The 26,274-nt window shown below is 42.7% G+C and carries 20 protein-coding genes and 4 pseudogenes; 19 read left to right on the top strand and 5 right to left on the bottom strand.

The window, feature by feature from the left end; all coding sequences use genetic code 11:
* The first annotated feature begins 2 nt into the window (after positions 1-2).
* Complete coding sequence (locus tag J5O05_RS00500) at positions 3-1,742, top strand: DUF3466 family protein (protein WP_208843132.1); 1,740 nt, start codon at positions 3-5, stop codon at positions 1,740-1,742.
* A 150-nt stretch (positions 1,743-1,892) separates the two neighbouring features.
* Here J5O05_RS00500 and J5O05_RS00505 read toward each other — a convergent pair whose 3' ends face one another.
* Positions 1,893-2,402 (bottom strand): DUF2062 domain-containing protein, encoded by a 510-nt coding sequence (locus J5O05_RS00505; RefSeq protein WP_208843133.1) that lies wholly within the window; start codon positions 2,400-2,402, stop codon positions 1,893-1,895.
* Positions 2,403-2,465: 63 nt separating this feature from the next.
* On the opposite strand from J5O05_RS00505, the gene J5O05_RS00510 reads away from it, so the two are divergent.
* The 8 genes and pseudogenes from J5O05_RS00510 to tcdA all read left to right on the top strand — a co-directional run bounded on the left by J5O05_RS00510 (position 2,466) and on the right by tcdA (position 9,784).
* On the top strand, positions 2,466-3,887 hold the full coding sequence (locus tag J5O05_RS00510; RefSeq protein ID WP_208843134.1) for a ComEC/Rec2 family competence protein: 1,422 nt from the start codon (positions 2,466-2,468) through the stop codon (positions 3,885-3,887).
* Complete coding sequence (locus J5O05_RS00515) at positions 3,874-4,626, top strand: ComEC/Rec2 family competence protein (protein ID WP_208843135.1); 753 nt, start codon at positions 3,874-3,876, stop codon at positions 4,624-4,626. Before J5O05_RS00510 ends, J5O05_RS00515 begins: the two co-directional genes overlap by 14 nt.
* 60 nt (positions 4,627-4,686) lie before the next feature.
* A pseudogene (gene msbA, locus J5O05_RS00520) lies at positions 4,687-6,427 on the top strand (lipid A export permease/ATP-binding protein MsbA).
* The gene (gene lpxK, locus J5O05_RS00525) at positions 6,427-7,401 is read left to right on the top strand and encodes a tetraacyldisaccharide 4'-kinase (RefSeq protein ID WP_208843136.1); all 975 of its coding nucleotides are present in this window, start codon (positions 6,427-6,429) and stop codon (positions 7,399-7,401) included. Before msbA ends, lpxK begins: the two are co-directional and overlap by 1 nt.
* Complete coding sequence (locus J5O05_RS00530; RefSeq protein ID WP_208843137.1) at positions 7,391-7,588, top strand: Trm112 family protein; 198 nt, start codon at positions 7,391-7,393, stop codon at positions 7,586-7,588. Before lpxK ends, J5O05_RS00530 begins: the two co-directional genes overlap by 11 nt.
* Complete coding sequence (gene kdsB / locus J5O05_RS00535; RefSeq protein ID WP_208843138.1) at positions 7,576-8,337, top strand: 3-deoxy-manno-octulosonate cytidylyltransferase; 762 nt, start codon at positions 7,576-7,578, stop codon at positions 8,335-8,337. Before J5O05_RS00530 ends, kdsB begins: the two co-directional genes overlap by 13 nt.
* Positions 8,327-8,988 (top strand): annotated as a pseudogene (locus tag J5O05_RS00540) (TIGR01621 family pseudouridine synthase). Before kdsB ends, J5O05_RS00540 begins: the two are co-directional and overlap by 11 nt.
* A gap of 1 nt (position 8,989) precedes the next feature.
* A complete protein-coding gene (gene tcdA, locus J5O05_RS00545) occupies positions 8,990-9,784 on the top strand; it encodes a tRNA cyclic N6-threonylcarbamoyladenosine(37) synthase TcdA (protein ID WP_208843139.1) in 795 nt (264 codons plus the stop codon).
* 18 nt (positions 9,785-9,802) lie between these two features.
* Here the strand turns inward: tcdA and J5O05_RS00550 are convergent, their stop codons facing one another.
* The 3 genes and pseudogenes from J5O05_RS00550 to J5O05_RS00560 all read right to left on the bottom strand — a co-directional run bounded on the left by J5O05_RS00550 (position 9,803) and on the right by J5O05_RS00560 (position 12,809).
* Positions 9,803-10,207 carry a SufE family protein gene (locus J5O05_RS00550; protein WP_208843140.1) on the bottom strand — a complete coding sequence of 135 codons (405 nt, stop codon included), beginning with the start codon at positions 10,205-10,207 and terminating at the stop codon, positions 9,803-9,805.
* Position 10,208: 1 nt separating this feature from the next.
* On the bottom strand, positions 10,209-11,426 hold the full coding sequence (locus J5O05_RS00555; protein ID WP_208843141.1) for an aminotransferase class V-fold PLP-dependent enzyme: 1,218 nt from the start codon (positions 11,424-11,426) through the stop codon (positions 10,209-10,211).
* A 96-nt stretch (positions 11,427-11,522) separates the two neighbouring features.
* A pseudogene (locus tag J5O05_RS00560) lies at positions 11,523-12,809 on the bottom strand (citrate synthase).
* Between the two features lie 399 nt (positions 12,810-13,208).
* Here J5O05_RS00560 and sdhC point away from each other — a divergent pair.
* The 10 genes from sdhC (at position 13,209) to J5O05_RS00610 (ending at position 24,970) form a co-directional block, all read left to right on the top strand.
* Positions 13,209-13,586, top strand: coding sequence for a succinate dehydrogenase, cytochrome b556 subunit (gene sdhC / locus J5O05_RS00565; protein WP_208843142.1), 378 nt, complete (start codon positions 13,209-13,211; stop codon positions 13,584-13,586).
* A complete protein-coding gene (gene sdhD / locus J5O05_RS00570) occupies positions 13,577-13,924 on the top strand; it encodes a succinate dehydrogenase, hydrophobic membrane anchor protein (RefSeq protein ID WP_208843143.1) in 348 nt (115 codons plus the stop codon). The genes sdhC and sdhD overlap by 10 nt, the downstream gene beginning before the upstream one ends.
* Positions 13,925-15,697, top strand: a complete 1,773-nt coding sequence (gene sdhA, locus J5O05_RS00575; RefSeq protein WP_208843144.1) for a succinate dehydrogenase flavoprotein subunit — start codon at positions 13,925-13,927, stop codon at positions 15,695-15,697.
* A gap of 10 nt (positions 15,698-15,707) precedes the next feature.
* The gene (locus J5O05_RS00580) at positions 15,708-16,424 is read left to right on the top strand and encodes a succinate dehydrogenase iron-sulfur subunit (RefSeq protein ID WP_208843145.1); all 717 of its coding nucleotides are present in this window, start codon (positions 15,708-15,710) and stop codon (positions 16,422-16,424) included.
* A gap of 86 nt (positions 16,425-16,510) precedes the next feature.
* Positions 16,511-19,324, top strand: coding sequence for a 2-oxoglutarate dehydrogenase E1 component (locus J5O05_RS00585; RefSeq protein WP_208843146.1), 2,814 nt, complete (start codon positions 16,511-16,513; stop codon positions 19,322-19,324).
* A gap of 10 nt (positions 19,325-19,334) precedes the next feature.
* Entirely contained in the window at positions 19,335-20,816 is a 1,482-nt protein-coding gene (gene odhB, locus J5O05_RS00590) for a 2-oxoglutarate dehydrogenase complex dihydrolipoyllysine-residue succinyltransferase (RefSeq protein ID WP_208844435.1), read from the top strand.
* A gap of 176 nt (positions 20,817-20,992) precedes the next feature.
* On the top strand, positions 20,993-22,159 hold the full coding sequence (gene sucC, locus J5O05_RS00595) for an ADP-forming succinate--CoA ligase subunit beta (protein ID WP_208843147.1): 1,167 nt from the start codon (positions 20,993-20,995) through the stop codon (positions 22,157-22,159).
* Entirely contained in the window at positions 22,159-23,031 is an 873-nt protein-coding gene (sucD, locus tag J5O05_RS00600) for a succinate--CoA ligase subunit alpha (protein WP_208843148.1), read from the top strand. Before sucC ends, sucD begins: the two co-directional genes overlap by 1 nt.
* An 81-nt stretch (positions 23,032-23,112) precedes the next feature.
* Positions 23,113-23,775: a hypothetical protein gene (locus J5O05_RS00605; protein WP_208843149.1), complete on the top strand. Its 663-nt coding sequence runs from the start codon at positions 23,113-23,115 to the stop codon at positions 23,773-23,775.
* Positions 23,729-24,970 carry a GGDEF domain-containing protein gene (locus J5O05_RS00610; RefSeq protein WP_208843150.1) on the top strand — a complete coding sequence of 414 codons (1,242 nt, stop codon included), beginning with the start codon at positions 23,729-23,731 and terminating at the stop codon, positions 24,968-24,970. Before J5O05_RS00605 ends, J5O05_RS00610 begins: the two co-directional genes overlap by 47 nt.
* 30 nt (positions 24,971-25,000) lie before the next feature.
* Here the strand turns inward: J5O05_RS00610 and J5O05_RS00615 are convergent.
* Positions 25,001-26,072 (bottom strand): annotated as a pseudogene (locus J5O05_RS00615) (DUF3083 family protein).
* Positions 26,073-26,274 lie beyond the last annotated feature (202 nt).

Below are 26,274 nucleotides of genomic sequence, written 5' to 3' on the forward strand. Positions count from 1 at the left end.
AAATGAAAAGAACGACACTCGCTGCAAGTATTGCTGCAGCGTTTTGCAGCCAAGCTTTCGCTGCAACTTATCAGTTAACAGAGCTACCTTCGATGGAAGGCGTGAAACACACTTACGTTGCTGATGCAAATGAAAGTGGATTTGCTATTGGTCAAACACGTGGCGTGTTCAATTTACCAATTGATTTATCATACATTGACTATGAAGATTCCAGTCTCACGTCATTTTATGACCAAGTAAAACGTGAATATGAGTTAATTGATAAAACTATTACGTTCACGCTAGACGACATTAAAAACAACAATGCAGTTGCAACGAATGCTGATGCGCATTCTTTTATGATGCGTTATCTCACTGCGCAAAGTTCGAATGGCGAAATTCAAAAGCTAGTAGACGGTTTTGCTATTACCTTCAACGGTCAACAAGTACAAGAACAAGTACTTTTTGATACCGCTTCAAGCGATTATGATGGACTAACACGCTCTGTCTCTAATTTCCTTAACTCTGTTGCTGAAGATGGCACAATTGCAGGGTGGGACTCATCGCCATTTGCTAAAACAACGTTCACAAATTCGGATGGTGATCAGCTAACCCAATTTGAAACACCTTGGTTTTCGCGTGGTATAATCATTAAGCCAAGTGGTGAGAAAGTAACGTTAGATCCAAAGGAAGCAACGCTTGGTGGTTACACCAAAGCAATGGACGTAGTTCATCTTGATGACGGTAGTTATTTAGTTGCAGGTCAAAGCTCGGTATCGATTTCCAAAAATGGCCAAGAGTTATATGACGACCAATGTAAAGGTGAGTCACAGTCCATCGCAGTTTGTCGCTGGACGCGTCAACGCTCTGAAACGTTCTATAATGCGAACGCTTTCCTTTGGAAACTTGATGCTGATTTCAATCTAATAGAAGCAACGGATTTAGGCCTAGGTTTAACGCCGTTTGATGACGAAGACAATGCGTTCGTATCAGGTGGTCTTGCAGTAAACAAAAATGGTATTGTTGCCGGTTTTTCACCTATTCGTACTCCACGTACCAATGACAATGAAAAATCAGGTCAAATCGTTGCTGGTTACTTTAAAGATGGCAGTTTCACTGCAGCTCCAAAAGTAAATGATGACTTTGAGTCGGGCAAAGCGGTCGATATTAACGAAAATAACGTGTTAATTGGTAATCAATTCCGTCGAATCGAAGGTAATGGAACGAGCACTGTAGGTTTTTACGTCGATATAAACAATAACGTTGAAGCGGATATTGGTGGCTTCTTCTTGGGTTCAGATGTTGCTGTAGAGTCGATTAATAACTCAGGCTACATTGTTGGCCAAGCTGAAGTAGATAAAAACACGTCAAATCGTCGCCGTGAAGCCTTTATTTACAAAATGGGTGATGAAAAAATTACCAACATCAATAATCTATTACCGTGCAAAGACCCAGCTACTGGTGAAAACTTTAAGTACACGGTCGCTGAAGCGAACAAGATTACGGATGGAAATATTATTTACGGTATCGCCACTAAAACAGTGGAGAAACGTAATACCAAAGGTGAAGTGGTTACCGACGTAGATGGGAAAGTAGAATACGAAAGTATCGCAGTGCCTGTTGTTCTAACGCCAATTGCTGGTGAGTTAGAAACGTGCCTAGCACCAGAAGTAGAGCTATATGAGCGTAAATCAGCAAGTTGGGGTTGGTTGTCGTTATTAATGCTGCCTCTAGTTCATATACGCCGTAAAATGAAAGCGTAAAAAGCAATTGTTTAAAAGAAAAAAGCCCGATAGGGCTTTTTTTTATTGTAATTCATGGCTTTACGTATGGAGATTCTGAATTTTATTTTTCAATCAAGTCATGCAATTATTTCACGTGTGCAACGTTATAAATCGACTACACTCTTCGCGCTATTTCTTTGAACGCTCCGCCCAAGCTTTGTTAACTGAACGACGCCATAAGTAATCGATGCCGAAGTACCCGACAATTGAAGACACCGTAGCACAAACGAGACATCCGACAATAAACGCAGGGCCGATGGTGGAAATGCTTTCTGTCAGCCATTGCCAACTTGCTTCAAATTGAAACGGTTGCTGTTCATGGCCAAGTACAGCTACACCGACGAGGTAGGCGCCATAAAAAATAGGGGGCATAGTAAGTGGGTTAGTAAGCCACACCAATGCGATTGATAACGGTAAGTTCACTCGTAACGGAATAGCGAGTGCAGCAGCTAAAACCATTTGAAATGGAACAGGGATGAACGCGAAAAAGAGACCTACTGCGAAAGCGCCACGAGCAGAGCGACGATTCAAATGCCACAAATTGGCATCATGCAACAAAGATCCAAAAATCTTAAGCGCTTTTTGTTCTTTAATTTTACTGTGATCGGGCATTAAGCGTTGGATCGTTTTTTTAGCCATAGTTTGCAACCATCTACTTCAAAACTGATATGTTGGGGATTCCTTTACGGCAGCGCGAGCACAATGTTCGGATTTGGCTCGTGGTTTTTCTGGACCACTACTGTCGCTTTACTTTTCCTAGCGGTCTATTTTAAGCCGATTTCCGCTTTAGTGTTAGGTTTTATTTTAGGGATTTTATATGTCTTTTTTGTTGTAACGAAATTTCAAGCGACGACATTTTCTCTCGACATGAAACCAGTTAAAGTAAAAGTTGAAATAGAACGGATAATTTCGACTGCGCCAAATACCTATACTCTGGCGAAAGTGTGCCAAGCTGATTACCGATGCCAACGTGGATACCTAACATTCCCAAATAAAAACGTAACTATCGAGGAAAATACACTTCTCGACGCGACAGTTAAGTTAAAACCTTTCAGATCAACCAGCCATTTTTATGGACGAGATAACACGTTAAAAGCGTATCTCGAGGGCATCGTGTTCAAAGGAAAAGTTTTATCAATTTCGGATAGCGATAAAAAGAATACGTCGCTAAGAGCACAGTTTCGATCTTGGTGGAAACACCAACTTATCGGACTGACATATGACTGGCTATATTATGTATTACTTACGGGTGATAAATCGATGATGCCAAAGGAAGATAACACGCGGTTTAAAGAGTATGGAATAAGTCATTTGTTAGCGATTTCAGGTATGCATGTGGGCATTATGTATACCGTCTGTTTTTGGATGACGAAGATTTTACAAATTCCTTTACTGTTTAAGGGGTTACAGCTAATCGATTTAAACAGGCTTGCCGCTCTTTTTTCGTTAATAATGGCGTTGCTGTACGTGTATTTAAGTGGTGGTGCTGTTTCATCCGTCCGAGCATTTATTATGTTGAGTTGTATGGTTTTTGCGTATGTTTTGCGGCGACCCTACTTATCATTCCAAGTCTTGTTCTTTGCATTGGTCTTAACTGTATTGTATTCCCCTTTTGTCTGGTTAGATTATGGCTTCTACCTTTCTTATTTAGCCTGCATCGCGATAATCGGAGTATTAAAGTATGCTCGCCGGTTTCAGCGCAAGAATTGGCTCTACTTACTATTAATTATTCAAGTGGCATGTTTTATTGTACTTGCACCCATATCGGCTTATTTCTTTCAGGGTATTAGCGTAAGTGGGATTTGGGTAAACCTTATCGCCATTCCATTTTTAAGTTTTGTCCTTTTTCCTTGTTTGTTATTACAAGTTGTTCTTTCGAGTCTTAATGTTCAACCATTTATTTTCGACATTTTAGACTTTGTTCTTCAGTCTGCGTTTGCGAACCTAGAAACCATACCGAAACACCTGCAGTGGCTTAATGTGATGCAAATGACGTGGCAAACGGTGGTAAGTTGTTATTTAGCATTTTTTCTATTGTTCTTTGATAAGTTACGTCGTTTCGCTGTGCTTACACTGGCATTTCCGGTCTTTCAGTTTCTTACCAAAGAAGATGTTCTTATTTAATCTCGTCGTATTTGATGTTGGGCATGGCACAATGGTATTACTTGAGCGTAATAGTCAAGGAATGCTTTACGATTTAGGCCCAAGCTATTTTGAACGTTTTAACTATGTTGATTCGGTGTTGCTGCCATTCAGCCAAAAAAAGAACCTATCCATTGAGTATTTAATACTGAGCCACGACGATAAAGATCACACAGGTGGGCTTGATGCCTTTCTAAAATCATCCTTGAGTGAGTCCATTCAATCGGGTAATAACGTGTTGGAGGCACCGCTATGTCCAAACAACGCTGTACAGTTGGAGAATGGACTTCGCCTCACTCCACTTTGGCCACGCAGTTCCCATAAAATGATTGGTGATAATAACAATTCCTGCGTCGTTTTAGTTGAATATCACAACTACCGAGTTTTGCTCGCGGGTGACATTGAAAAAGAAGTAGAAAATCACTTGCTAGGTAACAAACTAAAAAAAACGGATGTTTTGTTAGTACCTCACCATGGTTCGAAAACGTCCTCTTCACACTCTTTCATTAATCATGTAAAACCAAAATATGCCATCTTTTCTCGCGCATTTTACAATCCATGGCGGATCCCGCATCCACAAGTAGTTTCTCGGTACATCGCGGCCGGTGCGACTATTTTAGATACGGCGCTAGATGGAGATATAAAAATCACCTTTTATGAAAATGAAATTCGAGTTGAGAAAGCGCGAGACGTACGCGCTTGGTGGTTTTACGACAATTAAATTTTTGTTTTTGCTGGTAGGAAGCTACAATATGCGTCGTTTTAGTAGTTGGGCAGTTCAATGACGCAATCATCTCTTAAGATTTATAAACGATTACTTTTATATGTAAAGCCGTTCAAAGCGATCGCTATTTTTTCGGTGATTGGCATGTTGGGCTATTCCGCAATGGATGCGTTATTCGTTCGTCTTATGAAGCCTTTTATTGATGACGGTCTCACAGCTGGTAATTCTGAGGTGCTGAGTTTGGCGCCATACTTTGTGATGGCGTTAGTGATCGGTCGAGGTATTTTCAACTACATGGCGTCTTATTGCCTCAGCTATGTTGGTTCACAAGTGGTGAAAACGTTAAGGCAGTCGTTATTTGAGCATATGCTCGCGATGCCTGTGAGTTTTCATGATAAGCATTCGAAAGGGGAGCTTATCTCTAAAATCACTTTCGATACTGAGCAAGTTCAGCAGGCCATCACGCGTGCGCTGCAGATTCTAATTCGAGAGGGGGCTTACGTCGTCTTTTTGCTTATCGTAATGTTCGAAGCCTCTTGGAAACTCTCTCTGATATTCGTGATTGTAACACCGCTAGTTGCTGTCATTGTCAGCATTGTATCGAAGCGTTTTCGAAAAATTTCAAAAAATATCCAAGACGCAATGGGTGAGGTAACCCGCAGTTCAGAACAAATGCTGACTGGTCATAAAGTTATCCATGGTTTTGGTGGGCAAGAGAAAGAAATTAGCCACTTCGATGTGGTAAATAACCGCAATCGTCAGCAACGTGTAAAAATGGACGCGACAAAGGCGCTGAGTGTGTCGGTTATTCAGATTCTGGCAGCCGGTTCGATGGCCGTAATTTTAGCCATCATAGCGATGCCTTCGATGCTTGCGACGATTACGTCAGGCACGTTTGTAACGCTTATTTCTTCTATGATGCTCATGTTGAGGCCGTTAAAGCAGCTTGCTAACGTGAACAGTGATTTGCAGCGTGGAATTTCGGCAGCGGAAAGTATTTTTGAGGTGTTGGATGTCGAGCAAGAGAAAGACGACGGTAAAGTGGTCGTTGAACGTGCTCTAGGCAATATTGAAATTAATTCTTTAACGTTTACGTACCCCACAAAAGATGAACCGGTATTGCATGGCTTAACCCTAGATATTCAATCAGGAAAAACGGTTGCCCTAGTCGGTCGATCTGGTTCTGGTAAATCGACGTTATCTAATTTACTGCCTCGCTTTTACGATTACCAAGCCGGTTCGATAAAGCTTGATGGAATTGAGTCTCTCGGAATATCAATTGAAGTCTTTAAGGGCACAGTTTGCACTAGTTTCCCAGCAAGTTGTGTTGTTTAACGACACAATTGCCAACAACATAATGTATGGTGCGAAATCGCCGCTGACAAAAGACGAACTCATTCAGGTGGCAAAACAAGCTCACGTATGGGAATTTGTTCAAGACTTGCCTGACGGTTTGAATACAGTTGTTGGTGAGAATGGTGTCATGTTATCCGGTGGACAACGCCAGCGAATTGCAATTGCAAGGGCAATAGTAAAAGATGCACCAATTCTTATTCTTGATGAGGCGACATCCGCGCTAGACACAGAATCAGAGCGTCTAATCCAAAAAGCGTTAGATAGTCTCATGGTTGGTAAAACATCTATTGTCATTGCGCATAGGCTCTCAACAATTGAAAATGCGGATCTTATTTGCGTGATGGACAAAGGGCGTATTATTGAACAAGGTTCTCACGCTCAATTGCTTGAGCAAGGTGGTATGTATACCGCACTTTGTCAGATGCAATCTGGACACCATTAATGAGTCGAATTGAGCAAAGTTGGTATAAGCCGGCCAGTTGGCTCACATGGCTGTTGAGTCCACTTACGCTGTTGTTTTACTTCGTATCTCAATTACGAAAGCTGAGTTTTCAACTTGGCATTAAGAAAGTAGTAAAGCACAACGTGCCTATTATCGTGGTCGGCAACATCAGCGTTGGTGGTAATGGTAAGACACCCTTTGTGATTTGGTTGACAGAATATCTGAAAAGCCAAGGAAAGAACGTAGCAATTGTTAGTCGAGGCTATGGTTCAAAAGCACCATATTACCCGTATACCTTGAGTGAAGAAGACAAAGCGGAACAAGTCGGGGATGAGCCAAAATTGCTGTTTGACAGACTTGGCTGCCCAATCGTCATTTCGCCAGACCGTAATGCCGCTGTATCAAAACTCGCAGATCTTAATATTGATGTTGTGATTAGTGACGATGGACTTCAACACTACCAAATGGGCAGAGATGTTGAACTATGTATTGTTGACGCAAAAAGGCAGTTTGGGAATGGATGGTTAATGCCATCAGGGCCATTACGCGAACGTCAATCTAGGCTCGAAACGGTCGATCTTGTTATTGAAAATGGTGGTAATAGCGCGTACCACTATACCCTGGAAAATGCAGGGATTTATCGTGTAAAAGATAATGTAAAGGTGGGCCATATAGACAAAGCTCACGTTGTCAGTGCAATTGGTAACCCTAATCGATTTGTTGAAAGCCTAACGCAATTAGGAACTCAAATACTGTCTATGCAGTTTTTTGAGGATCACCATCCTTTTATTGAAAAGGATTTTGATAAGCTAGGGTTAGGGAATATTGTAATGACAGAGAAAGATGCCGTTAAATGTCGCTCATTTGCACAAGATAACTGGTATTATCTCAAAGTAGACGCTCGTGCAAATGATGCATTAGTGAACGAATTAAATTCAATTTTATTAAGAAAAGGGATCCTCCATGGCGTTTGATACCAAATTACTTGAAATTATCGCCTGTCCAGTGTGCAAGGGTAAGTTACGTTACGATAAAGAAAATAAAGAACTTATTAGCACTGCGGCGAAATTAGCTTATCCAATTCGTGACGATATCCCTGTACTACTCGAAACAGAAGCTCGCGAGTTGTCTCTAGATGAGGTCGAGAAGTGGAATTCGTAGTCGTTATTCCTGCTCGTTACGCATCTACACGATTACCGGGTAAACCGCTTGCTGATATTTTAGGTAAACCCATGCTGCAATATGTGTACGAAGCCGCACTTAGGTCAGGTGCGAAGGACGTGTATATCGCCACTGATCACCCGCTAGTGTTTGATGCAGCTAAAAGATTCACTGACAATGTTTTAATGACAAAAGACAGCCATCAATCTGGTACTGAGCGCTTAGCGGAAGTGGTGGATTTGTTGTCTCTCGAGAAAGAGACAATCGTTGTCAATGTGCAAGGTGATGAGCCGTTACTTGCTTCGGAAAACGTTGTGCAAGTCGCAAAATTGTTGCATGACTCTGATGCACCTATGGCAACGTTGAGTGTAGATATTCACGACATCGATGAAGTGTTCAATCCAAATGCAGTGAAAGTGGTTTCTAACGCTAAAAATAACGCCCTGTATTTTTCTAGAGCATCAATCCCTTTCCAGCGTGACTCAATGCTAAATCTGGATAAAAATGCGGTGAAACTTGAGGCGTTTCAGCGTCATGTGGGTATTTATGCATATCGTGCAGGGTTTATTAAAGAATATTTAGCGCTGCCAGTATCACCGTTGGAAGTACTTGAATCACTGGAACAATTACGAGTGCTATATCACGGTTATGACATTAAAGTTCAAAAAGCGAACTTTCCTGTGCATGCAGGTGTAGATACGCCAGAAGATTTACAGAAAGTAATTGATTATTTAAGTAATGCAGTTTGACGTCGTATTCGATCACAATGACTTCTTGATAGCATACAAACCAGCTGGGGTGAGTTTTCATTCAGAAGACTCTCCGGGGTTTGTCGTGATGCTAGAGGCTCAGCTCAATAGAAAGCTATTTCCTGTTCATCGCTTAGATAAGGTTACTTCAGGCCTTATCGTGTTAGCTAAGCACAAAGAAGCTGCAGCGAAACTCACCGCAATTTTTGAGTCGCGGAAAATAGATAAATTCTATCTTGCGTTAATCGATGCTAAACCTAAAAAAAGCAAGGTTGGGTTAAAGGTGACATGGCAAAAAGTCGCCGAGGCGCTTTCAAATTGCTAAAAAGTAATGAAAACCCTGCGATCACTCGGTTTTATTCACAGACTATCGAACCGGGAATTAGGGCCGTTATCCTCAAGCCCTTTTCAGGCAAAACCCATCAACTTAGGGTGGCGTTGAAAAGTCTAGGTGCGCCCATTATTGGCGATGAGTTGTATGCAGGCTCACTTTCCGACCGTACATATCTTCACGCATATAATCTCCAGTTTATATGGGATGGGGTATCGATTAATTGTAAAGCGTCTCCGGTTGAGGGAGAGTTGTTCAAGCGTTTTCTGTCTAGTGATGCATTTAATGATTGGCAACAACCGAATAATTTAGAGTGGTAATATGAGTCAGAGTAGAGAATTAAGATTTGGTGGTATTGGTCGTCTATACGGTACTCAACAACTGCAATGGCTCGCACAAGCTCATTTTTGTGTAGTGGGGATTGGCGGTGTTGGCAGTTGGGTTGTTGAATCGCTCGTTCGTACGGGAATTGGTAAGGTGACGTTAATTGACCTTGATGACATCTGTGTAACGAACACAAATCGACAAATCCATGCGACGTCAGAAACTATTGGAGAAGCTAAAGTCGATGCGATGAAAGCTCGTTGTGAGTTAATCAATCCTGAAGTATTGGTCGATGTGGTCGATGACTTTTTAACGATGGATAATTACCGCGATCTTATCCAAGGCTTCGATTATGTAATTGATTGCATTGATGCTGTTAAAGAAAAAACAGCATTAATCGCACATTGTAAAAGAAATAAAATTCCCGTGATCACAACGGGCGGAGCGGGCGGACAGACTGATCCTAGTCAAATTCAATATGGGGATGTAGCGAAGACTACCCATGACCCTCTTTTGGCAAAAGTGCGCTACTTGTTAAGAAAACAGTACAATTTTTCCAATAACCCTAAACGTAAATTTGATGTTGATTGCGTGTTTTCAACGGAGCAACTTGTTTATCCAACCGCCTCTGGAGAGGTCTGTCAAATGAAGCAACAGGCTGATGGCAGTAAAAATATGGATTGCGCGACGGGGTTTGGTTCTGCAACGATGGTAACTGGCACGTTCGGTTTTTTTGCCGCGACGAAAGCCATTAAAAAATATTTAGACAAACGCGCACGTATAGAAAAATAATCGGTGTGTTCGCGTCAGTTAGGCTGACGCGAACGTTTTAATTTGTTCATTAATGGCATGTATGCCATTGCCTCGAGATGGACTTAAATGCTGTATAAGTTCGAGTTCTTCAAATAGAGACACGACGTCCATTTGGTTGATCTCATCACTGCGTTTGCCATTGTAAAATGCGAGAATAATGGCTAAAAGTCCTTTCACTATGCGTGTATCCGAGTCGCCAACAGCAACTAAACAACCCGAATGGTCATCCCACGCTAAGTGAAGCCAGACCTTACTTTCACAGCCTTTTACTAGTACATCATCAGTTTTCAACATCTCCGGTAATGTCGGAAGCTGCTTTCCTAATAACATAATTTGTCTGTATTTTGCTTGCCAACCTTGTTGGCTTCGTAGTGAGTCGATGAGGTTGTTTGTTGTATTCATTTTAATCTTTCAGTAAATCTAATGATTCGTTTAACGCAGTAATGAAAAGGGCGATTTCGTCTAAGGTATTATACAGCGAGAAACTGACTCTTACCGTGCCACTGATTTGTAGTTTTTGCATAAGAGGCTGATTGCAATGATGTCCTGTTCTAACGGCAATACCTTGATGATCAAGTAATGTGGCGATATCGAGCGGATGAACGCCATTAACAACAAAACTAACGGTGCCGATATTGTGTTCATGATCTCCGATTAAAACGATGTTTGGAATTCGTCTGAGCTCTTCGACTAGGGCTGTGCGAAGTGTAAGTTCATGCTTTTGACTTGTGCGTCGATCTATCGCTTGAATAAATTTCAAGGCTGCACCAAACGCTACCACACCAGCAATATTTGGGGTGCCAGCCTCAAATTTACTTGGAGCGTCATTGAATGTTGTGTGTTCTATTGTCACGGTATCTATCATCTCACCGCCAGTTTGGTAAGGCAGAAGTTGATTAAGTAACTCATAACGTCCATACAGAAAACCAACCCCAGTCGGTCCAAACGCTTTGTGCGCTGATCCTACATAGAAATCACAACCCAATTCAATTGGTTTAGGAGCTAGATGAGCAAAGGCTTGAGCGCCATCGACAACACAAATAGTGTTGTGTTTTTTTGCTTCTGCGATGAGCTGCGCGACAGGTTGAATATTACCAAGCCCATTGGAGGCATGGGCGATAGCGAAAATACGTGGCTTATAGCGCTGAATATATTCGAGGGCAACATCAATGGAGATAATACCTTGTGAATCAACAGGGATAGCTTTAACAATTGCACCTGTTTTATTTGCTAATTGCTGCCAAGGTACAATATTAGCGTGATGTTCAAGCTCGCTGAGCAATATAACTTCATTTTTCGAAATGTGGTTTTGTAGGCCGTGAGCAATCAGATTTAAGGATTCCGTCGCACCCTTAGTCCAGACAATTTCTTTAGTCTCTACTTCTAAGTAAGCAGCCAGTCTGGAACGTGTTTCTTCGTATTGACGAGTTGCACAGGCGCTTAAATAGTGCGCACCACGGTGAACATTAGCATTGTGTTGCAAATAGAATTGGCGTTCGGCTTCAATCACCATATTTGGCTTTTGTGTTGTTGCTCCATTGTCAAAGTACACCAGCGGATTACCATGAACTTGACTTTCCAAGATAGGAAATTCGGAACGGATCGCTTGTACGTCAAACATAAGGGAAAACTCTTCGGCCAATTGAGCGAGAGAATTTTAATGAAAAGTGGCGAAGTTGCAATGAAAAAAGGCCGCTAAAGCGGCCTTCTTTAGAAATTAACGTTGGTCTTGAGCAACGTAATCACGAGATGTGTAGCCTGTGTACATTTGACGAGGGCGCCCAATCTTGTGACCTGCTTGAGATAACATTTCATTCCAATGTGATGTCCAACCAACAGTGCGAGACATTGCAAAAATTACAGTGAACATGCTTGTTGGAATACCGATCGCTTTAAGAATGATACCAGAGTAGAAGTCTACGTTAGGGTATAGTTTCTTCTCGATGAAGTAAGGATCTTCAAGCGCGATTTGTTCTAAACGCATTGCAACATCAAGAAGAGGATCTTGAATGTTTAGCTCTTTCAAAACTTCGTGGCAAGTTTGACGCATTACTGTCGCACGTGGGTCGAAGTTTTTGTAAACACGGTGACCAAAGCCCATTAGACGGAACGGATCGTTCTTGTCTTTTGCTTTTGCTACGTATTCATCAATACGGTCAACTGAACCGATTTCTTCAAGCATCTTCAAACATGCTTCGTTCGCACCGCCGTGCGCAGAATTTCAAAGTGATGCGATACCGGCAGCGATACACGCATATGGGTTTGCACCAGAAGAACCCGCTAAGCGTACTGTAGACGTTGACGCGTTTTGCTCGTGATCAGCATGAAGCATGAAAATGCGGTCCATTGCTTTAGCAAGCGTTGGACTTACTTTGTATTCTTCAGCTGGAACAGAGAACATCATGTGTAGGAAGTTTTCTGCGTAGCCAAGATCATTACGTGGGTAAACGAAAGGTTGGCCTTCGTTGTACTTGTAGCACATTGCAGCGATTGTTGGCAGTTTAGCAACCAACTTAACTGCACAACGCATACGTTGATCAGCATCAGAAATGTCTAGGTCATCGTGGTAGAAAGACGAAAGCGCACCAACAACCGCACACAGCATTGCCATTGGGTGAGAATCGACACGGAAACCTTGGAAGAATGCTGCGATTTTTTCATGCAACATAGTGTTGTGAGTCACTTCCTGAGAAAACTCAGCTAGTTGTGCTTCGTTTGGTAACTCACCATTTAACAGCAGGTAGCAAAGCTCAATGTAGTTAGATTTTTCAGCCAATTGCTCAATTGGGTAACCGCGGTGAAGTAGAACGCCTTTTGCGCCGTCGATGTATGTAATTGACGATTCGCAAGAGCCTGTCGACATGAAACCAGGGTCAAAAGTGAAATAACCGTGGCCGCCTAGTGTACGAACATCGATGACGTCCTGACCAGCAGTACCAGAGTAAATTGGTAACTCAATTGGGTCATGACCTTCAATCTGGAGTACGGCTTTCTTATCTGCCATTTATGTGTCTCCTCTGAAATAACAATTCTGATTGTTATGTTGTGATACTAATGTTAAGCAAATTCCGATCATTGTAACGTAGAAACCGGGGGGAAAGTCAATTTTTCTAAGAATTATGCATGAATGTATAATAAATATTCTATAACGTTTAAATATTATACCATTGGCTAATTCGCAAGCATCTCAATCTAAACAAGAATTGTAAAAGCGTGCGTACGCTTATATACTGTCAGTGGTTTTAAACCGTATCGTCTGTGGGTAAACCTGATGTTCAACAGAAGCACTAACCATGTTTCCTCGTTGGGTTTATTTAAGGTGTGCCATTTGTTGTTTTTGCACAAATGGGTTTTATAAAAACAAGTAGATGAGGCTCCTTGTGAGCAAGATGGGCAAGTAACTGTGAAAAAGCAAAGACCTGTAAATCTAGATCTAACGACTATATCAATGCCTCCAACGGCTAAAGCGTCGATCCTACATCGTGTCACCGGTGTGGCAATGTTCTTCGCTTTAACGTTCGTAATCTGGGCATGGTCTGAATCTCTATCTTCGGCTGAAGGCTTCGAATTGGTAAAAAGCTTAATGACTGGCTTTATTGCTAAATTCATCGCCTGGGGTACTGTAACTGTTTTGGCGTATCACATTATTGGCGGTTTCCGCCATATGATCCAAGACATGGGTTACTGGGAAGATTTGGAATCAGGCAATAGCAGCGCAATCGCTGCACTGGCGCTATGGGTAATCTTAGCAATCCTAGCTGGAGTGTGGATATGGTCTTAAATCAAGCAACTCTAAAGCGTGATGGCGTACAAGACTATGTGTCGTTGCGTGCTACTGCATTGGTAATCGCGGCTTACGCGATTTTCATTGTTGGTTATCTAATACTAACTCCTGAACTTACTTACGAAGCTTGGACTGGTTTGTTCTCAAACCTGTTTATGAAGGCTGCTACGTTAGTGACGTTAGTTTGCATCATGGCTCATGCACGCATTGGTCTTTGGCAGGTACTTACTGACTATGTTAAATGTTCCACAATGCGTTCGATTCTGAGCTTCGTTTTGAACCTAATGGCGGTTGCTTACGTAGCTGTTGGTTTATTCGTTCTGTGGGGTGTTTAAGTGAATTATTCTGTCTATGAATTTGATGCTGTCGTAATCGGTGCCGGTGGTGCTGGTATGCGTGCAGCGCTTGCGATTTCTGAGTCAGGCAAAACGTGTGCGCTTATTTCTAAAGTGTTTCCAACACGTTCACACACTGTGTCTGCTCAAGGTGGTATTACGGTAGCTCTTGGTAACTCTCACGAGGACAACTGGGAGTGGCACATGTACGATACGGTTAAAGGTTCTGATTTCATCGGTGACCAAGACGCAATTGAATACATGTGTAAAACGGATTCAGAAGCAATCACTGAGCTTGAAAACATGGGTCTTCCATTCTCACGTTTTGAGAATGGCCGTGTTTATCAACGTCCTTTCGGTGGTCAATCGAAAAACTTCGGTGGCGAGCAAGCAGCTCGTACTGCGGCAGCAGCTGACCGTACAGGTCACGCCTTGCTACACTGTCTATACCAACAAAACGTTAAAAACAAAACAAACGTTTTCTCTGAATGGTATGCATTAGACTTAGTTAAGAACGACAATGGTGATGTAGTAGGTTGTACAGCAATCGACATCGAATCTGGCCAAGTTGTATTCTTCAAGTCTCGCGCTGTTGTTCTTGCAACAGGTGGTGCAGGTCGTATTTACGCATCGACTACCAATGCTCACATCAATACTGGTGACGGTGTTGGTATGGCAACACGTGCAGGCATCTCATTGCAAGACATGGAAATGTGGCAGTTCCACCCAACGGGTATCGCGGGCGCCGGTGTTCTTGTAACTGAAGGTTGTCGTGGTGAAGGTGGTTACCTTCTAAACAAAGACGGCGAGCGTTTTATGGAACGTTATGCACCAAACGCGAAAGACCTTGCGTCTCGTGACGTTGTTGCACGTTCAATGATGACTGAAATCCGTGAAGGTCGTGGCTGTGACGGTCCTTGGGGTCCACACATTAAACTTAAGCTTGATCACTTAGGTGAAGAAACGCTTAACTTACGTCTTCCAGGCGTTTGTGACCTTTCTAAAACGTTCGCTCACGTTGATCCAGCTAAAGAGCCAATTCCAGTAATCCCAACATGTCACTACATGATGGGTGGTGTTCCAACAAACGTTAATGGTCAAGTTATCAATGTTGGTGCAAATGGCGAAACTAAAGTAGTTGAAGGTCTATTTGCAGTAGGTGAGATTGCGTGTGTATCAGTACACGGTGCTAACCGCCTTGGCGGTAACTCTCTACTAGATCTTGTTGTATTCGGCCGTGCAGCTGGTAACTTCCTAGGTACTTACCTAAATGAAGCGCAAGCAACGAAAGAAGCTTCTGAATCTGATCTTGAAGCTGCGTTTGCTCGTTTCAATCGTTGGGAAACGTCTAAACCTGGTCAAGGTGAAGATCCAGTACAAATCAAGAAAGATCTACAGCAGTGTATGCAATTAAACTTCTCGGTATTCCGTGAAGGTGAAGCGATGAACGAAGGTCTTGAACAACTTAAGACGATTCGTGAGCGTTTGCAATACGCGCGTCTTGATGACAAATCAACGGAATTCAATACTCAGCGTATCGAATGTCTAGAACTAGACAACTTGATGGAAACTGCGTTTGCAACAGCAGTGGCAGCGAATTTCCGTACAGAAAGCCGTGGTGCACATTGTCGTTTTGACTTCCCAGATCGTGATGATGAGAACTGGTTATGTCACTCAGTGTACAATCCAGGTTCTGAGTCAATGACCAAGCGTGAAGTTAATTTCTCGCCAGTGACTCGTGAAGCATTCCCACCTAAAGCGCGTACTTACTAGGAGCTAAACGATGGCAACATTAGAATTTTCTGTTTATCGTTACAATCCTGATGTGGACAATGCACCACATATGCAGGATTACACTCTTGAGGTGGAAGAAGGCCGTGACATGATGATTTTGGACGCTCTTTTAAAATTGAAAGAGCAAGATCCAACATTATCTTTCCGTCGTTCATGCCGTGAAGGTGTGTGCGGTTCGGACGGTATCAACATGAACGGTAAAAATGGTCTAGCATGTATTACACCTGTGTCAGCTTTGCAAAAAGGCGGCAAGGGTAAAATTGTTATCCGTCCATTACCTGGCTTACCTGTTGTTCGTGACTTAGTCATCGATATGACTCAGTTCTACAAACAATACGAAAAAGTTAAGCCGTATTTAATTAACGATACACCAGCAGCTGGCGAGCGTTTACAGTCTATTGAAGAACGTGACAAGCTTGATGGGTTGTACGAGTGTATCCTGTGTGCTTGTTGTTCGACGTCTTGTCCTTCGTTCTGGTGGAACCCAGACAAGTTCATCGGTCCAGCAGGTCTACTACATGCATATCGTTTTCTAGTGGATAGCCGTGATACGGCAACTGACGAGCGTCTAGCTGGTCTAGATGATGCGTTCAGCGTTTTCCGCTGTCACGGTATCATGAACTGTGTTAACGTGTGTCCAAAAGGCCTAAATCCAACTAAGGCTATCGGTCACATTAAGTCTATGTTGTTAAACCGAGCGGTTTAATACATATTTAACACCGTAAGATGGCAAGCTAAGCTTGCCATCTTGTTTTGTCTGATTAATATCTGCGCTAGAGAAAGGGCTAATAAATGCACGAAGGTGTGATGAAGGCATGGCTAGAATCTTCACATTTATATGGCGGTAACGTTGCCTACGTTGAAGATTTGTATGAGGCGTATCTTGATGATGCGACTTCTGTGCCAGTAGAGTGGCGAGAGGTGTTTGACCAACTACCCAGAGTTGAGGGTGTTGATGTTGAAGTTAAACATTCGGAAGTAAAAGCACAATTCGCAGAACTTGCTGCTAATAAGCACAGGCAAGTGATCGTAGCATCTGAAGGTGCTGGCGATGCGAAACAAGTTAGAGTGCTGCAGTTAATTAACGCCTTTAGATTCAGGGGCCACCAAAACGCGAATTTAGACCCTCTTGGTCTTTGGAAGCGTGAACGTGTTCGTGACCTTGAACTTGATTATCATGAATTAACTGACGCAGACCTCGAAAAAGAATTCAATGTTGGTTCTTTTGCTTCAGGTCAAGAGACGATGAAGCTGAAGGACTTGTACGACGCGCTGAAGAAGACCTATTGTGGATCTATCGGTGCAGAGTACATGCATATTACTTCTACAGAAGAAAAACGCTGGTTACAGCAACGCCTAGAATCTGCATTTTCTCAGCCTAAATTCGATACCGACACTAAACTTCGTATTTTAAAAGGTCTTACAGCAGCAGACGGCCTTGAAAAATACCTCGGTGCAAAATTCCCTGGTGCAAAACGTTTCTCGCTAGAAGGCGGTGATGCGCTTGTACCAATGCTAAAAGAGCTTATCCATCGCGCTGGTGAAAGCGGGCAGGAAGAAGTTGTCATCGGTATGGCACACCGTGGTCGTTTAAACGTACTTATCAACGTTATGGGTAAAAACCCACAAGTGTTGTTTGATGAGTTCGCAGGCAAATATGGTGAGTCAGCAGGTTCGGGTGACGTTAAATACCATATGGGTTTCTCGTCTGACTTCGCGACTAAGGGTGGCAACGTGCATATGGCGCTTGCATTTAACCCATCGCACCTTGAGATTGTTAACCCGGTAGTTATGGGCTCTGTACGTGCTCGTCTTGACCGTTTGAACTGTAAAACAGGTTCAAAAGCGTTACCGGTAACAATTCACGGTGACTCTGCAATCGCAGGTCAAGGTGTTGTTCAAGAGACATTCAATCTGTCACAGACACGTGCTTTTGGTGTAGGTGGCTCTATTCGTATAGTGGTAAATAACCAATTAGGTTTTACTACGTCGAAACAAGAAGATGTTCGCTCTACAGAATACTGTACTGACATTGCAAAAATGGTTCAGGCACCAATATTCCACGTGAATTCTGACGACCCTGAAGCGGTGGCATTTGTTACTCAAGTTGCACTTGATTTCCGTAACCAATTCCGTCGTGACGTTGTAATCGATTTAGTGTGTTACCGTCGTCATGGTCACAATGAAGCCGATGAGCCAAACGCAACTCAGCCATTGATGTACCAAAAAATTAAAAAACACCCAGTGCCACGCGAAATTTACGCAGAAAAATTGGCTGCTGAAGGTGTTATTAGCTCTGATGCATCAAAACAACTCGCTGAAGATTATCGTAACGGTTTGGATACTGGTGTTTGTGTTGTTGAAGAAATTCAAAAAGACACTAAACACTCATCTGACTGGTCTAAGTTTGTTGGCCATGATTGGGATACCGCATATGACCCATCTCTACCAGTTGAAAAGCTGAAAGAAATTGGCGGAAACTTAGCGAGCTACCCAGAAGGGCACAAAGCACATTCTCGCGTTGCTAAAATTTACGAAGATCGTAAATTAATGGCAGCGGGTGAAAAGCCGCTTGATTGGGGTATGGCAGAAACGTTGGCCTATGCAACGCTTGTTGATGCTGGTATTGACATTCGTATGACAGGTCAAGACTCAGGTCGTGGTACTTTCTTCCACCGTCACGCGGTCGTTCATAACCAAAAAGACGCGTCTGTTTACATTCCATTGCAACACGTTCGTGAAGGACAAGGTGCATTTGAAGTTTACGATTCGGTACTGTCTGAAGAAGCGGTACTTGCGTTTGAGTATGGCTATGCAACAGCAGAACCAACGTCATTAGTACTTTGGGAAGCTCAGTTCGGTGACTTCGCAAACGGCGCACAAGTCGTATTCGACCAATTCTTAAGTTCAGGTGAGCAAAAGTGGGGCCGCTTATGTGGTTTGACTATCATGCTTCCACATGGTTATGAAGGCCAAGGCCCAGAACACAGTTCTGCACGTCTAGAGCGTTTCCTACAACTTTGTGCTGACCACAACATGCAAGTGTGTGTTCCAACAACACCAGCTCAGGTTTACGCAATGCTACGTCGTCAATCAGTACGTCCACTGCGTCGTCCTCTGATTGTTATGACACCGAAATCATTACTTCGTCATCCTTTGGCAATTTCATCATTGGATGAATTGGCAAACGGCGTATTCCAAAATATGATTGATGAAATCGATGATATTAACCCGGCGAAAGTAGAACGCGTTGTTTTCTGTAGCGGTAAAGTTTATTACGACCTATTGCAAGAGCGTCGTAAAGCGGAACAAGACAACGTTGCGATTGTACGTGTAGAGCAATTATACCCATTCCCACATAAAGAAATGGATGAAATCATGGCTCGTTACCAACACGTACGTGATTTCGTTTGGTGCCAGGAAGAGCCACAAAACCAAGGTGCTTGGTATTGTTCGCAACACCATTTCTGGGATGCAATTCCTAAAGGTGCGACGCTTAAGTATGCGGGTCGTAAAGCATCTGCAGCACCTGCGTGTGGTTACTTATCTACGCACAACAAAGAACAAGCAGCGTTGGTTGCTGACGCACTAACTATCGAGAAATAAGGGATAGATGATGGCTATTGAAATTAAAGTTCCAGTGCTACCAGAGTCAGTTGCCGACGCAACAGTTGCAACGTGGCACGTAAGTGTTGGTGACACGGTTGAACGTGACCAAAACTTGGTTGATATTGAAACAGATAAAGTAGTTTTAGAAGTCGTTGCGCCAGAAGCTGGCGTAATTACAGAAATTTTACATGAAGAAGGTGCGACAGTACTTGGCCAACAAGTTATCGCACTAGTAGGCGTCGCGGGCGATAAACCTGCAGCACCAGCGACAAACAACGAACAGCCTGCAGCGGCATCAGCATCAGAAGGTAAAGAAGTGGACATTAAAGTACCAGTACTTCCAGAATCAGTAGCAGACGCTACGATTGCAACTTGGCACGTACAACCAGGTGAAGCGGTTAAACGCGACCAAAACCTAGTCGACATCGAGACAGACAAAGTTGTTCTTGAAGTTGTTGCGACCGAAGATGGCGTAATGGGTGAGCACATTCACGCTGAAGGCGAAACGGTTCTTGCTGAGCAAATCATCGGCAAATTGATTGCAGGTGCTGTACCTGCAGCAGCGACTCCAGCGACATCAGCACCAGCTGCAAGCGATGACAGCAATGACGTACTAACACCTTCTGTACGTCGCATGATCGCAGAGAAAGGTCTTGATGCATCGAAAATCAAGGGTTCTGGTAAAGGCGGCCGTATCACGAAAGAAGACGTTGAAGCGTTCCTAAAAGCACCAGCAGCGCCAGCTGCAAAAGCAGCAGCTCCAGCGGCACCAGTAGTAGCACTTGGTGAACGTACTCAAAAACGTGTACCAATGACACGTCTACGCAAGACAATTGCAAACCGTTTGCTAGAAGCCAAAAACTCTACAGCGATGCTTACAACATTCAACGAAGTAAACATGAAACCAATCATGGACCTTCGTAAGCAATACCAAGACGTGTTTGAAAAGCGCCATGGTATTCGTTTAGGCTTTATGTCTTTCTATGTTAAAGCAGTCGTTGAGGCGCTAAAACGCTTCCCTGAAGTGAATGCGTCAATCGACGGCGACGATATCGTTTATCACAACTATTTTGATGTAAGCATCGCGGTATCTACACCTCGTGGTCTTGTAACACCTGTATTACGCGATTGTGATAAATTGTCAGTTGCTGAAATTGAAAAAGGCATCAAAGATCTTGCAATTAAAGGTCGTGATGGCAAGTTGACTGTTGAAGACATGACTGGTGGTAACTTTACAATCACGAACGGTGGTGTTTTTGGATCACTTCTTTCAACGCCTATCATCAACATGCCACAAGCGTCGATTTTGGGTATGCATAAAATCCAAGACCGCCCAATGGCTGTAAACGGTAAAGTTGAAATTTTGCCAATGATGTATCTAGCACTTAGCTATGATCACCGTCAAATCGATGGTAAGGAATCAGTAGGTTTCTTAGTGACGATTAAAGAACTATTGGAAGATCCAACACGTCTACTATTAGATGTGTAATCAATAGATTGAAAAATAAGCTGCACACCAAAATGTGCAGCTTTTTTTTTGCGCCTTTGGTCTAACTGGGGTTTTCTTGAGAGCCTATGGGATCTATACTAGGCGTGCAATTTGGGATAGCTGATTATTTGCATAAATATTCAGCTTTTTTAGTACAAAAAATTGGATAAAGCATCATGAATTTGCATGAGTACCAGGCAAAACAACTGTTTGCCGAATATGGTTTACCAGTGTCTGAGGGCTTCGCTTGTGATACCCCTCAAGAAGCGGTAGAAGCTGCCGGAAAGATCGGTGGTGACAAGTGGGTTGTTAAATGTCAAGTTCACGCGGGTGGCCGTGGTAAAGCTGGCGGCGTTAAACTTGCTGACAGTAAAGACGAAATCAGAGCATTCGCTGAAAAATGGCTAGGCAAAAACCTTGTTACTTATCAAACAGATGAGAAAGGTCAGCCGGTTGCTAAGATCCTTGTAGAAAGCTGCACTGATATTGCAAACGAATTATACTTAGGTGCTGTTGTAGACCGTTCGACTCGTCGTATCGTGTTCATGGCATCTACTGAAGGTGGTGTTGAGATCGAGCAAGTTGCTGAAGAAACACCAGAATTGATCCACAAAATGGCAATTGATCCATTAGTTGGTCCTCAAGCATACCAAGGCCGTGAATTAGCATTCAAACTAGGTCTTGACGCTAACCAAGTTAAACAGTTCACTAAGATCTTTATGGGTCTTGCGAACATGTTTATCGACTACGATTTCGCACTACTAGAAATCAACCCTCTAGTAATCACAGATCAAGGCAACCTACACTGTCTTGACGGCAAAATCGGTGTTGATGGCAACGCATTGTTCCGTCAACCAAAAATCCGTGAATTCCACGATCCATCACAAGAAGATGCTCGTGAAGCGCACGCTGCAAGCTTTGAGCTTAACTACGTTGCACTAGACGGTAACGTTGGCTGTATGGTTAACGGTGCTGGCCTAGCAATGGGCACAATGGACATCGTAAACCTACACGGTGGCAAACCAGCTAACTTCCTAGACGTTGGCGGCGGCGCGACTAAAGAGCGTGTTGCTGAAGCATTCAAGATCATCTTATCTGATGACAACGTGAAAGCAGTTCTAGTGAACATCTTCGGTGGTATCGTACGTTGTGACATGATCGCAGAAGGTATCATTGGTGCAGTTAAAGAAGTTGGCGTTAACGTTCCAGTAGTTGTTCGTCTTGAAGGCACGAACGCAGAACTAGGTCGTGAAGTTTTAGCTAACTCAGGTCTAGACATCATCGCTGCTGAGTCGCTAACAGATGCAGCTGTGAAAGTAGTTGCAGCAGCGGAGGGCAAATAATGTCAGTTTTAATTAACAAAGACACTAAAGTAATCTGTCAAGGTTTCACTGGTGGTCAAGGTACGTTCCACTCTGAGCAAGCGCTTCAGTACGGTACGCAAATGGTTGGTGGTGTTTCTCCTGGTAAAGGCGGCACAATTCACCTAGGTCTTCCAGTATTTAATACAGTGCGTGATGCAGTAGAATCAACTGGCGCAACAGCGTCTGTTATCTACGTACCAGCTGCGTTCTGTAAAGATGCAATCCTTGAAGCAATCGACGCTGGTATCCAGTTGATCGTTTGTATCACTGAAGGTATCCCAACACTTGATATGGTTGACGTTAAAGTTAAGCTAGAAGAAACTGGCGTTCGTATGATTGGTCCAAACTGCCCAGGTGTAATCACTCCTGGTCAATGTAAGATCGGTATCATGCCTGGTCACATCCACCTTCCAGGTAAGGTTGGTATCGTGTCACGCTCTGGTACACTTACGTACGAAGCAGTTAAGCAAACAACTGACGCTGGCTTTGGTCAATCAACGTGTGTTGGTATCGGTGGTGACCCAATTCCGGGCACTAACTTTATCGACGTATTGAAGATGTTCCAAGACGATCCGCAAACAGAAGCTATCGTTATGATCGGTGAGATCGGTGGTAACGCAGAAGAAGAAGCGGCTGAGTTCATCAAACATAACGTGACTAAACCTGTAGTATCTTACATTGCTGGTGTTACTGCTCCAGCTGGTAAGCGTATGGGTCACGCTGGTGCGATTATCGCAGGTGGTAAAGGTACAGCTGACGAGAAGTTTGCTGCTCTTGAAGCTGCTGGCGTTAAGACAGTTCGTTCTCTTGCAGATATCGGTGCTGCACTTAAAGATAAAGCAGGTTGGTAATCAACCAGTAAAAGGCCCTTCGGGGCCTTTTTCATTTCTAAACAGTCAACTATACTCATAAAAAACCAAATCGGTCTGACTGTGCAACGTCAAATATTCCTCTGTCTTGCTTTGTTCTTATTTAGTGTCGCTTTTGATTGTAGCGCAGCACCAGGTATGGATGAATTGCCTAAACGACTTACTCTCGAACACCAAGTCTTAACGTCGCCAATTGTTAGCGAATCGATGCTGTTGAATCAGATAGAAAATGCGAAACTGACTGATTCTGAAAAAGTGTACTTATATACTTTGGTCGCGAGAATTAGCTTTTTCAAAGGTGAAATTGGGCAAGCCAAACTTTACTTTGATAAGGCAAAAGAACACGTAGTTGACTCATCTGGTGGGTGGAGTACTGGTTATTTCTACACTTATCGGGCATATTTCGATATTGAACAGGGTAATTTAGACAACGCAAAGTCGTTGATTAGTGCAGCAAAAAGTATATTCGAAAGCCTTGATGATGCTGAACAGTTGGCGCGAGTTGCTGCAATTGAAGGCATCATTTTGATCTGGCGTGAAGAATACTCCGAATCGATTAAAGTGTTAGAAGATGCACATTCGTATATCCTGCGAAACAATGTGTCAGCAACGACAAAGCTTACTGTTGTTGACGCGCTTACCGCCTATTATTCAAGCCTAAAGTATTACGAAAAGGGCATTGAGTCTCGCTTATCAAGCCGACAGCTTGGCGAAATTATCAAATAACATACTCGATGGATTACCAGCAAAATACAACCTGTGCATGATCTTGCTAAGGAAAGAGTTACTTCATGAAGCTCAAGAGTGCTATAGCGAGATGAAAGATGTATCGGTGCAATTTGACTTACCAAGGTATAAATTTTGGAATCCATCTGGACTTGGCAAAGTAGCTTTAGCTAACAAAGAGTATAAAAAAGCGCTTAACTATTTTGAAGAGGCTCAATTATATGAAAACACGGCAATTGTTAATCCTGCCCATTTGATAGTACTGAGGAATAATCAGGCCAAAGCATATTCTGCACTGCAACAAACGAATCGTGCACTTGATAGAGTCGATGATGCGTTAAAGCTCATAGAGAGTTATCACAGCCCGCTAAACAATCGTTATTTGCGTCAAACCTTACGTCTAAAAGCGAATGTATTAGAAAAAGCCAAGTTTTTTGAACGAGCAGCCAATGTATATGCGCAATATATTGACCTATTGGAAGAAACAGAATTGGAAACTAAGGCTATTCTCGAACAAGAAGCAAAAAGCTTCTACGAAGCAGAACAGCATAAATTGCAATTGGCCTTAGCTGACCAAAAATTGGCTACCCAAGAAGTCGAGTTAAAAAAGCTCCAGCAAGAAAAATCGCTCACACTTGCCTATATCTTGGTGTTTATAGTGACTGTGTTCAGTGCATTAATATTTTGGTATTTCCAGCGACAGTTCCGACTTAGTAAAGTCCAATATTTTTCAAAAGATCCTTTAACAGGCTTATTCAACCGGTTGTATCTCCATAACCGACTGGAAAAGTTAATTGCGGATCATAAAGGGTTTTGTTTAGTTACTCTGGATTTATATGAATTTAAAAAGTTTAATGACAAATATGGGTATTTAGTCGGTGATGAAGTTTTAAGGCAACTTGCGGCTGCAATGAAGGAAAGTTTTAGAGAATCCCAAGATATTATTGTACGAAGTGGCGGTGAGGAATTTGTGATTTTATGTGTGAGTCCTTCTGCAGAAGGTGTTGAAGCTCGCCTTGATACGGTCAAGCAAAAATTGCTCTTAAAGACGAAACAAATGGTGGATGACGAAGTGAAATTCAACACGAAAGTTATACGCTATACCCATCAAGGCCTGACCACGTTGCTTGTACAAATTGACAACGCATTTCGCGGGCATTCGAACAGGAAACAAAAAAGCCAAAACGTAGCCTAACGTTTTGGCTTTTTTCTTGTTGATTGTCAGTTAGAAGTCGTAACTAATGTGCTGATAGAAACGTACGTTCAGGTCCTGCTTTTCTGGTGAAATAGGCAACTGACTTGCGAAATCTCTAATGGTTGATTCGACGTTATTCATGAATTTGCCATAGCCCATGTCATGCTTGTCAGACGCCTTGGCCACAATCACGAAATGCATCATTTCAGTAAGCTTATGTTCGTTGAAAATAATGCTGATTTGCTTTTCATCGGAATTTGTATCAAAACTTAACTTTTGCAACTCACGATTGGTATCGGACTTATCGAGTTTACTGCTTCGTACAATAGGTAATTTACCGTCTGCTACCATGGCATATAGATTTAGTTGTCTACCTGCGCAAGCTGTTTGGAATTTATCTGCTACTTCGTTATAAAAACTGCTGTAGTTACCATCGTTCGCATTAGTATTAAACTCTGTTTTTACTGCACGTGTGACCGGCACATTAAACGTGACGTAAGTCATTTCTGAATGCTCGGCAGGCAGTTGGCAATTTCTTGCCTGATAGCGAGGGTAGAGCGCGCGCAGTTTATAGCCGTAACTTTCTTTATTGCCTTTTGCTTTTGAAAACAAATCATACGTTAAGTGCTGATGATCACGAACCCTAAAATTGAAGTTCGATTCTGGTAGTACGCTTTTTAGCTCAGTAAGCACCTTACGGACTTTTGCGTGGAAGTTTGCTGCTTGTGCGCGGAGCCTCCTCACCTGTAGCCAAAAATAAAATGCGTATTTTGCGTGCTTTCCATGTTGAGTCAAAATAGCTTTTATGTGCTTCGTGATAACGAGGATTATAGAAAAATAGAATCTGCTTTTCCGTTTGCATTGCATATGCTTCTTCGTGAAAACGCACAACAGGCAACTTGTCATTCGCAATTAAATGAACATTATGCAATTCATATTCATCACAAAGTGCAAATAGCTGGCGCGCAACACGTTCATAACAACTTTCCAAGTCGTCAAAATAACGATAAAAAGAATCTTCAGGCTTAAACTCGGCCAGAATGTATTGGTTATTACGTGCATTGGTCGGTATGTATACGCGGTGTAAATTCATTGAAGCCATGATTTTGTCCCTCTAGCTGTCTTCATTGGCGCCACTATATTGGGTTTGCATGACTTTTTTATTGCGCTAGAACAAAATTCGTCACACTTTTGCCATTTGTTTGTTATTTATCCAATGAAGGTCAAATAAAAAGGGGATCTTTTCGCGTTTTATCGATTCTTAGCTCTGTATGTTGCGCAGAGTTTTTGTAATAATGTGGCGA

Source organism: Pseudoalteromonas xiamenensis (assembly GCF_017638925.1).
Lineage (GTDB): Bacteria > Pseudomonadota > Gammaproteobacteria > Enterobacterales > Alteromonadaceae > Pseudoalteromonas > Pseudoalteromonas xiamenensis.

Bases quoted from the DNA above. Each gene is read 5' to 3' on its own strand.
- J5O05_RS00500 (WP_208843132.1), top strand. From the start codon at position 3: ATGAAAAGAACGACACTCGCTGCAAGTATTGCTGCAGCGTTTTGCAGC.
- J5O05_RS00505 (WP_208843133.1), bottom strand. From the start codon at position 2,402: ATGGCTAAAAAAACGATCCAACGCTTAATGCCCGATCACAGTAAAATT.
- J5O05_RS00510 (WP_208843134.1), top strand. From the start codon at position 2,466: ATGTTCGGATTTGGCTCGTGGTTTTTCTGGACCACTACTGTCGCTTTA.
- J5O05_RS00515 (WP_208843135.1), top strand. From the start codon at position 3,874: ATGTTCTTATTTAATCTCGTCGTATTTGATGTTGGGCATGGCACAATG.
- lpxK (WP_208843136.1), top strand. From the start codon at position 6,427: ATGAGTCGAATTGAGCAAAGTTGGTATAAGCCGGCCAGTTGGCTCACA.
- J5O05_RS00530 (WP_208843137.1), top strand. From the start codon at position 7,391: ATGGCGTTTGATACCAAATTACTTGAAATTATCGCCTGTCCAGTGTGC.
- tcdA (WP_208843139.1), top strand. From the start codon at position 8,990: ATGAGTCAGAGTAGAGAATTAAGATTTGGTGGTATTGGTCGTCTATAC.
- J5O05_RS00550 (WP_208843140.1), bottom strand. From the start codon at position 10,207: ATGAATACAACAAACAACCTCATCGACTCACTACGAAGCCAACAAGGT.
- J5O05_RS00555 (WP_208843141.1), bottom strand. From the start codon at position 11,426: ATGTTTGACGTACAAGCGATCCGTTCCGAATTTCCTATCTTGGAAAGT.
- sdhD (WP_208843143.1), top strand. From the start codon at position 13,577: ATGGTCTTAAATCAAGCAACTCTAAAGCGTGATGGCGTACAAGACTAT.
- J5O05_RS00580 (WP_208843145.1), top strand. From the start codon at position 15,708: ATGGCAACATTAGAATTTTCTGTTTATCGTTACAATCCTGATGTGGAC.
- J5O05_RS00585 (WP_208843146.1), top strand. From the start codon at position 16,511: ATGCACGAAGGTGTGATGAAGGCATGGCTAGAATCTTCACATTTATAT.
- odhB (WP_208844435.1), top strand. From the start codon at position 19,335: ATGGCTATTGAAATTAAAGTTCCAGTGCTACCAGAGTCAGTTGCCGAC.
- sucC (WP_208843147.1), top strand. From the start codon at position 20,993: ATGAATTTGCATGAGTACCAGGCAAAACAACTGTTTGCCGAATATGGT.
- sucD (WP_208843148.1), top strand. From the start codon at position 22,159: ATGTCAGTTTTAATTAACAAAGACACTAAAGTAATCTGTCAAGGTTTC.